The organism is Acinetobacter sp. AB03, assembly GCF_058107045.1.
Genome location: NZ_JBUEBA010000002.1, coordinates 1579570 through 1584999 on the forward strand (window position 1 = coordinate 1579570; position 5430 = coordinate 1584999).

The window sequence follows — 5430 nt, forward strand, 5'->3', positions numbered from 1 at the left end:
CAATGCATGGGGCTGCGATACAGCATGTATTGAGTAAAAGTGTAAGAGACAGTGCAGCGATGTTAGATGCAACGCAGGGTGCAGAGCATAGCTCATTGTTTAAAATTGAACTACCCAGCCAAAGCTATTTGGCCTGTCTACAGCAGCCTGTAAAAAAACTTAAAATTGCATTTAGTACTCAGTCGCCTATCGGAACCACAGTGTCTAAAGATGCAATTGATGCTGTACACCATACCGCACGTTTGTTGGAGTCTTTAGGGCATACAGTGGTCGAAGCACAACCTGAGATAGATGGTATGTCTTTGGCCAGAGACTTTATCACGACGTGGTTTAGTCAATTTTCTTATATGTTAGAGCAGATCAAGCAACACGTTCCGACCACAGCAGGAGATTTTGAGCTGGATTCTTTAGCTTTGGCTGCCTTTGGTGCCAAAACGACTGCGTTAGAATATATTCATAATCTGAATAATTGGGGAGTATATGTCACCAAAATGAACCAATTCTTTGATCATTATGATCTTTATCTGACTCCTGCTACAGCCTCAGTCGCACCCAAAAATGGGCAAATTTCTACCCCATCATGGCAAAAACCAATTTTAAAAAGTTTATTAAAAGTCGGCAAAGCACATCTGTTGGCACAAGGAAAACTGGTCGATAAAATTGTGAAAGATAATTTGCGTTGGGTGCCTTTCACTCAGTTAGCCAACATCACAGGTTTACCCGCGATGTCTGTACCTTTGTATTGGAATGCTGATAATCTTCCGCTTGGTTCACAGTTCATTGCGCCTTTTGCCCGTGAAGATCGGCTCTTACAGCTGGCTAGTCAGCTTGAACAGGCCCAGCCATGGTTTCATAAATACAGTGAAATCAAAGTTTAGAAAGCTGATTAATGAAACTGCTGCAATTTATACCCGCAGACAGAAGAGAGCATTTAAGCTTGGACTTCTTTGGGTAAGTAGCGAATAAAACCCAAACCGAGTAGAACCGCACAGCCTGCCAAAATAAAAATAAGTTCGCCTGACAGGCTGTGCCAATAATGTCCTGCAAGAATACTTCCAGATGCTACACCCAGTCCCCACATGGTGCTATACAGTGCTTGACCGCGCCCTTGTTGTCCTAAACTAAAGTTTTGGAAAATGATACGCATCGCGATGAGATGAAATAAACCAAAGCTGAAAGCATGAATGGTTTGTGCGAAGAACTGGATCGCGAAGATTTGTGGAAAAGAACCGACCATAAACCAGCGTAGCGCCGTGAGGATCAGACAAATAGACACCATGAGTCGCCATGAAAAACGTTTGAAAAAAACGTGAGCAATGGCAAACATAATAATTTCGGCCATGACACCGATAGCCCACAAAAAACCAATTTCTGTGGTTGAGTAACCGGCTTGTTTTAAGAAGTTGCTATAAAAACTATAAAAGGGTGCATGTGAAAAAAGCAGAATAAACTCGATACCGAAAAATGCAGCGACAACGGGGTTTTTTAAAATAGGTAACAATGGCTCGAGCTGCCCTTGTGAATTGGGGACAGTGGTCGGTTCTTTGATGCTAAATGACCAAATAAAGGCCAAAAAAGAAATACACAGCAATAAAACTGGCAGCATAGAGATGGGTAAAATTTCTAATAAGGCTCCGATACCAAAAACCCCGACAATAAAACCGACCGAGCCCCACTTTCGAACTTTTCCATACAAAGCACTGCGCTGTTCCGCGAGCCAAAATAGCGTAACGCCTTCAAATTGAGCCAGAATGGCGTTTTGGAAGAAGCTAAAGATCAGCATGAACAGGGCGATCGCCTGAAAGGAGTTTGGAATGATAAAAATCATGAACCAAATACAAGCTTCCATCCACGTTGCGACTCTGACCAAGAGCATCCGTTTCCCTGATTTATCTGCAATCCAGCCCCAAATAAAAGGAGCAAAAAAACGGGTAATGATCGCAATTGAGGAAAGGATACCGATTTCACTGTAGTTAAAGCCTTGGTCTTCAAGATACAGGCTCCAAAACGGCATGAAGGTGCCCACAATGGAATAATAAAAAAAGTAAAAACCAGCCAGTCGGTGCCGAATGGGGAAAGAAAGCATCGTACTGTATTCCTTGGTTGGATAGGCAGATTTTGAAGAAGACTTGAATCTAAATAAAGCTTCAAGTCGATGAAGCTTCGAGAATTTTAAAAATGGATGGTTTAATCATGCTTATTCAGAGTTCAGGGATTAGCCTTTGACTAAACCACCATCTACAATCAAGTTTTGACCTGTCACAGCACAAGAATATGGCGATAAGAACATTAAAATGGCTGAGGCAAATTCTTCAGGTGTAACTACACGACGCAGTGGTGTTACACTTGCGATGTAATCAAAAATTTCATTGGGCGTGCTTTTGCTAGCATCAGTGGTTTGCAGTAAACCGCCAGAGAGCATATTGATATTAATGCCATATTGGCCAAGTTCATGCGCTGAGGTACGGGTAAAATGCCAACAGTGCTGCCTTCGCTGTGGTGTAGTCATGATAAGGTACCACTGGGTTTTGCACCAGATTGGTTCCGATGTTTACAATGCGCCCAAACTGGTTTTGTTTCATACCTTCAAGCGCCACTTGGGTGGTATTCAAAGTAGCTTTAACTGCACCTTCAAATTGTTGTTGCATAGTTTTCCAGCGTAGCTCATGAACTTTCGGGCGGGCCTCACCATTAAACTCGAACTGAATCAGCGCATTATTAATCACGGCGTTGATATGCTGTCCAAAATGCTGAAAGCTTGCATCAAACATACTTTTGACTTGTGCACTGTCTGTAACATCAGCTTGGTAGATAAAAACCTGCTTTGGATACTGCTGGACTAAGGCTTGCGCTGCAACGTGGCTGTTCAAATAGTTCACGACTACACGAGCACCTTCATTGATTAAGGCGTGTGTAATCGCAAGACCTAAACCGCGTGCGCCACCTGTGACCAGTACAACTTGATTTTTAATGTGCATGATATTTCCGAACAGATAAATGTATGTATTTTTTAGATAAAGCAAGTATATCAAAACCTTTTCATGCGCTAGGTCTTAAAACTGCTACTTTTCAAGTTTTCGATGCTCATTTAGCTGAGTTAGAGTATTCGGATAAAAATCGCCAAGTATTAGAACATTTTTAGAACTATTGATCATTGAGCCTGAGTTTGCTGAAGGTGTAGCCTTAAAATACGGCGCAACTCTAATAATGTTTCTGCTTCCTCATGTACCGAATGATTGCCTTTAATAATTTTTTCAGAGACTGCTTGTTCTAAATGTGAACTTGAATAGGGCACAATACCATCGCTCATGTCATGTGTGTCATGGGTCTTGCGGTGATTACCAATAATAGAATGATAAGGAACTGTGGATACCGGCATGATGTTACTGGTCAAGACCATAAAGCGTGACTTTGGACTTAAGTCGTCAGGGCCAGATTGCACCATGCCTTTGGTACTAGAGCTACCATTGAGTTGTATATCCACTTGGTTAAAGAAAGTGATCGGTAACTTGACCATTTTCTTCACCAATTCTATGTACCAGCGGTCAGACAGTTCACTGCCACGGTGAGGCGCGGCAATAAAAATTGCACGTCCAATGGGTAAATCAGAATGAAATTGAAAACGTTCTTTGATTACAGGATATTGTTGTAATCGGGTGTATTGCTCATAGTTTAATAGTGGAATCACTTGTTCAGAAATATCGTGCTCACTAATCAGTAAGCGACTTATGACGCCGCCCATACTATGTCCAATCAGCACGGCGTCACTGGCCGAGCGAGAGTTGGGTTGAACTTGTGCAAAGGCTTGTTTAAGTAGTGCATGAATCTGAAAGCGGCTTTCAACAATCGGCATATTGGTTGAATAGAACACCTGCCATACCTGAAAGTTTTCTCGTAAAACTTTATCCCCCAAAATGTTATTGGTCAGATTGACCCAAGTTTCAGGGCTGCTGGCGAGACCATGAATAAGTACAATCACTTTTTTATTCGGCTGGTAAGGTTCAAGCATATAGAGCTGTGGCATACGTAATCGCTCCGTTTTATCGAGCAAAGTTAAGTAGCCTGTAGAGCCCAGTTTATTTTCTGCCAGCCAGTAGGCAAAAGGCACAGAATAATTCGCCGTGAGGATATATTTTTGTTGATGAATCTCTACATACTTTTGCGTATAAGGATTAAATAGCTCAATCTCAAAAATGGCTTTGCCATTAAGCACATCTTCAATGCTGCTTTCAGGGTTTAATGGCTGTGCCGCTGCGGTTACGGACAAATAGCGTGCAGGATGGATATTGGGATTGGTTTTATTTTGATAAAACGATGTCGGGTCAAGGATAAAATCATTTTTATGAATAGGATCCGCTTCAGCTACAACCACAAACTCTGCGCCCAGACCATCTTGACGGTTGACTTGATAAAAACCCGAGAAGTTTAAATTATAACTGGATTGAACTCGGTCAATGGTTTTACTTTTCAGTTCAGGATAGTGTTCTAAATTTACAATATATTGACGTTGTTGGACGTTGAGTTGCGCAGGAATTTGATGAAAAGGCTGCGTACGGTACGCCGTGGTAATTAAACGTGACAAAGCGACATTGTAAAAAGTGCGGACATGCATTTGTCTTTGATCAAAAACACGGGTACTTGGGCTTTCTTGCATTTTAAATAAATACACATAGCTATAACGTAAACTCTGGTCGAAGGGCTCAAGGCTTTGTTCTAAGCAGTAATTATTTTTACTGTGTGGCTGTTCTTGGGTACAGTTGCGTTGTTTTGAAAACTCGAAAGCTTGAGCCAAATACAGTTCACTTAAGGCGGCATAGCGCTCATCTGCTGCAATATCCGTCTGTGTGTTTAAGCGCTTCAAGCATGTTTCAAATTCAGCGGTGCATTGCTGTGGCGTCAGGCTGAGTAATTTGAGTAAGCTAGTGGTTTCCGCACTCAATTGGTCGTGGATTAAGATATTTTCAGACTTGCTACGAATAGCTTGATGGATATTATTTTCTTTGACTTTGACCAACTGGCAGGCCGGCAAGAAAACAATCGTTAGCCCTAAAATGATTGGTCGAGTGAAAGTATGATGTCTCGTTAAAAGCATAGTTTTTAGCACGGACGTTATCTATATAGGCTAAAGATGTCTTTCATTTTAAAATAATTTCTAACGAGTTACATCCAAATTCGGTCCGATCTTTGGTGTCCCTAGACATAACTTAACAACGCTTATATTCAGCTCAAGCAATTTGGCGAGCAAAGGCTTTGCCCAAAACATGTTTATGTATAAATCGTAATTTATCGAGGACTGGTCCTGAGAGCGTAAATGGATAAGCATCTTCTAAACCCATACTGCGATTTAACGCATTTAAGTTAAAAGTCAGTGTCATCCATTGTTTGAGGAGTAAATCAAAATTTTGAGCGCCGATTGGATTTTCATAAAAG

The 5430-nt window shown here is 41.5% G+C and carries 4 protein-coding genes and 1 pseudogene; 1 reads left to right on the forward strand and 4 read right to left on the reverse strand.

Annotated features, from left to right (window positions below; all coding sequences use genetic code 11):
- Positions 1-878: amidase (locus tag ACY3FQ_RS08035; RefSeq protein WP_489773821.1), on the forward strand; the 878-nt coding region annotated here is incomplete at its 5' end.
- A gap of 53 nt (positions 879-931) precedes the next feature.
- On the opposite strand, the gene ACY3FQ_RS08040 is transcribed toward ACY3FQ_RS08035, so the two are convergent.
- The 4 genes and pseudogenes from ACY3FQ_RS08040 to ACY3FQ_RS08055 form a co-directional block, all read right to left on the reverse strand.
- The gene (locus ACY3FQ_RS08040; protein ID WP_489773822.1) at positions 932-2086 is read right to left on the reverse strand and encodes an MFS transporter; all 1155 of its coding nucleotides are present in this window, start codon (positions 2084-2086) and stop codon (positions 932-934) included.
- A 129-nt stretch (positions 2087-2215) separates the two neighbouring features.
- Positions 2216-2978: pseudogene (locus tag ACY3FQ_RS08045) on the reverse strand (3-oxoacyl-ACP reductase).
- 173 nt (positions 2979-3151) lie between these two features.
- Positions 3152-5092 (reverse strand): esterase/lipase family protein, encoded by a 1941-nt coding sequence (locus ACY3FQ_RS08050; RefSeq protein WP_279741089.1) that lies wholly within the window; start codon positions 5090-5092, stop codon positions 3152-3154.
- A gap of 133 nt (positions 5093-5225) precedes the next feature.
- Positions 5226-5430, reverse strand: a 205-nt coding sequence (locus ACY3FQ_RS08055) for a putative zinc-binding metallopeptidase (RefSeq protein WP_489773823.1), incomplete at its 5' end; no start/stop codon positions are given.